Annotated in this window: 4 protein-coding genes; 1 reads left to right on the top strand and 3 read right to left on the bottom strand. The window is 62.0% G+C overall.

Annotated features, from left to right (window positions below; translation table 11 throughout):
• The 3 genes from ACE3SS_RS15205 to ACE3SS_RS15215 form a co-directional block, all read right to left on the bottom strand.
• Positions 1 to 584 (bottom strand): hypothetical protein (locus ACE3SS_RS15205; RefSeq protein ID WP_374595397.1); only part of this gene is annotated, 584 nt, incomplete at its 3' end.
• A complete protein-coding gene (locus ACE3SS_RS15210) occupies positions 581 to 1,879 on the bottom strand; it encodes a hypothetical protein (protein ID WP_374595399.1) in 1,299 nt (432 codons plus the stop codon). The genes ACE3SS_RS15205 and ACE3SS_RS15210, both read right to left, overlap by 4 nt.
• Before the next feature lie 4 nt (positions 1,880 to 1,883).
• Positions 1,884 to 2,315, bottom strand: coding sequence for a hypothetical protein (locus ACE3SS_RS15215; protein ID WP_374595401.1), 432 nt, complete (start codon positions 2,313 to 2,315; stop codon positions 1,884 to 1,886).
• A gap of 353 nt (positions 2,316 to 2,668) precedes the next feature.
• Between ACE3SS_RS15215 and ACE3SS_RS15220 the strand changes: the two genes are divergently transcribed.
• Positions 2,669 to 3,061, top strand: a 393-nt coding sequence (locus ACE3SS_RS15220; RefSeq protein ID WP_374595403.1) for a toll/interleukin-1 receptor domain-containing protein, incomplete at its 3' end; no start/stop codon positions are given.

The raw sequence follows: 3,061 nt of genomic DNA on the forward strand, positions 1-3,061 counted from the left end.
TTGCTGTAAGCCAGTTGCTCTTGGTCGCGCACAGCTCGGGTGCGATCCCAATCGAGCGTGGGTTGCGAGATGCCGTCGACAAAGCCAAAGGGTTCGGTGCCGTCCATATCGCTGGTCGCCAGGCTGACCAAAGTGTCGAAGCCGTTGGCGCACTGCGCCTCGATGGCTTGCTGGAAAGCCGCCAGCCGACCCGGCCGCGTATAAAGCATGACCAGTACATGCGGCACGCGTTGGCCCGCGCCCCATTGCCAGCGCTCGGGCGCGTTGGCGCCCACATCACCGAGGCGGCGCGATTGGCTGGCGTCACGGCCAAGCCCCGAGACGAACTCGGGTGAAAAAGCATTCACGATATCGTCGGCCACGCCCAAGGCTTGCAGGCCTTCGCGGCTCAAGGCCAACTGCAGCGCGGTGTCAGGGGGCGGTTCGACGGTGGCAGCACTACTCACGGGCACGCTGGCCAGCCAGGCGCGCGCCGCCTCGCGGTCTTTGACCCGAAGCAACAAGAAGCTGGCCTGCGTTTGATGCTTGTAGCCAAAACGCAGCAGGCCCTGGATGTCGTCGAGCTCAACCGTGCGTGCACTCATAGCAACCTCAGCCAGGCCAGTGTTTGCGCATCGCTCATCTGCGTGTTCTCCAGGCCTTCTCGTATGCGCTGGTTGCGCGTGAGGTCGTGCAAGCTCAGGCCGGGGTAAGCCTTGTACCAAACTTGGGTCGGCACCTGGTGCCGCCGCTGGTAGCGCTTGAAGTCCTGCTCGATGCGCGCGCCGCCCAGGATCAACCAACGCGTGCGCGGCCAGCCGACGCCGTTGCTGAACACGAGGTTCAGGCCCCAGGCGACTTTGTTGATGAAGTCGTCCATGTAGCCCTGGTGGCTGCCGTCGTAGTTGCTGGTGAAGACGACGCGCGTTTTGTCGTCGATGAACACCCAGCGCGCGAAATGAATGGTTTGCACGCGGGCCAGAAAGCCGCAGGTGAAAACGTGGCGGCAGGCGTAGTTGATCAACACCAGCAGCGCACTCACCAGCCAGCGGCGAAACAGCCCGGGTTTCACCGCGCCAATCGCCGTGTACTGGTTGCTCACGTCGATGTCTTCAAGCACCTGCAGCTCGCCTAATGCCTTGGCTTGCGGGCGGTGGCAGATTTCGGGATCGGTGGTTTCCCGCGTGCGCAGCAGATAAATTAGCAGCGGCGAGAGCACGATCAGTATCGGCAAGGCAAGCAGCCCCACAAGCGGCACCGCCAGTAAATGGGCGATCTTGGCGACCCGCCATGCGAGCGGCGTGGGCGCGTCTGGTGTGAGCACCAGGCGACCGGCGCGCGCTTCGCCGTTGACGAAGCTGCGCAACTCGGTATGGAGGGCTCGTGCCTGCGCGCCTGAATTGACCGCGGCGCGCGACACGGTAGCCGAGAGCGCGCGCTGCAAGGCACTCTCTTCCTTGATTTGCCGCACCGTGCGGCCCACCCAGTTGACATAGCTGGCGGCGATGGGCCGGTCGTGCGCCTGCATCCAGTCCAGCAAATCGGTGTCGGCGCCAAAACCCTCGCAGTGCGCAAAGATGCGGCGCAAGCCCTCGCCTGCATGCTGCACCAATTCGGCCAGCACCTCTTGCGCCGGGCCGTCGCAATCGCCCATGAAGCTCAAAACCGTGGGCAGTCGTGGCCGGGGTACGCCCAGCCTGTCGAGGTCGACTTGCAAGGCATCGTCAAGCACCACCAGCCGCGCGAAGTGCAACCGCTCAATGGCGGCAAACGGCAGCACCGAGTTGTACGGGTCGGCGGTACCGGGCGTGGCATTCATGGTGGCAAGCAGCGCACGCAAGCTGGCCTCACGACCGGCCGCGAGCGGTGCCACCAGCGTGAAGTGAGCCTGCGGCGTCACAGTGTCAGAACTTCAAGCAGAAGTCGATCAGGCGGTCTTTTCCCCAGTACACCTTGCCAAGGTAAAAGCCCGGACCGATCAAGCGAATCTCGTCGCGCACGTAATGCGCGAGCATTGAGGTCTCGGAATAGTCGAGCACGACGCAATCCTTGCCGTCGAGCCAACTCGGTCCGGTGTAAACCCTGGCCAGAATAGCTTCCAGACCGAAGGTCAGAATCTTGTTCTTGAGCACGCCCTTCCTGGCGTCGAACACTTTGCCTTGCCAGCTGAAGTAGTTGATGAGTTTCGCGATGGTCGCGCTGAACTTGGTGCCGGGGGCGATGATGGCCGTGCCTTCGGCCGGTCCATCGGGGATCTCGCCTGCTGGGCTGGCGCGAAACAAGTCGTCGAGCTGTGTCTGAGTCATTGCCAGCAATTGGGTTACGTCGTAGGCCATGGTGATCTCTCCTTCAGCGCGGTTGCTGCGGTTGACCAAACTCACTAGGCTTGCTCGGCATCGAAGGACAGAAAATCCAACGGCGTTCCAAGAGTATCACTGACGCCGGGCACCGCAGTCAATCGCCGATATCGACGTCACATTTATCAATTCGTCAATATCGGGCGGCCGCTTCCCGATCCACACTGCGGCAGTTGGCACATCGATCTGATGGCTTTGCCTTATAGTTGAACGGAATACATATCCCATGGTCGACTTATAAATAGTGGCCTATTCTTTGGGGCCGTTGCAGCGTGTGATTGCCTGCTGATACTTAGTCGCCGGTTCTTTTGGCCTCATAGAGGGAGAAAGGCATGACCGACATCTTCCTGAGCTACACGGAGAAGGACCGGGAAGAAGCGCGTCGCGTGGCAGCGATGCTGGAATCGGTCGGCTGGACGGTGTGGTGGGACCGCCGGATTCCGGCGGGCGAAACCTGGCGTGGCGTGTTGGAGAAGGCGCTGGGGAACATGCGCTGCATGATCGTGCTGTGGTCGGCGCGTTCGATCGAAAGCGAGTGGGTTTACGAGGAAGCCACCGAGGGACGCCGGCTGGGCAAGCTGGTGCCGGTGATGATCGAAGCCGTGCGCCCGCCGGCGGGTTTTCGCGAGATACAGGCCGCCGACCTGACGAACTGGGATGGCTCGCGCGAGTTCGACGGCATGCGCATGCTGATCACCGATCTCGAAAACCTCCTTGGCAAACCC

Origin of the sequence: Aquabacterium sp., from assembly GCF_041915145.1 — a bacterium.
In the GTDB taxonomy this organism is placed as follows: Bacteria; Pseudomonadota; Gammaproteobacteria; order Burkholderiales; family Burkholderiaceae_C; genus Aquabacterium.

What these genes read in the sequence shown, in the direction of transcription:
- ACE3SS_RS15215 (WP_374595401.1), bottom strand. Translation starts at nt 2,315, where the DNA reads ATGGCCTACGACGTAACCCAATTGCTGGCAATGACTCAGACACAGCTC.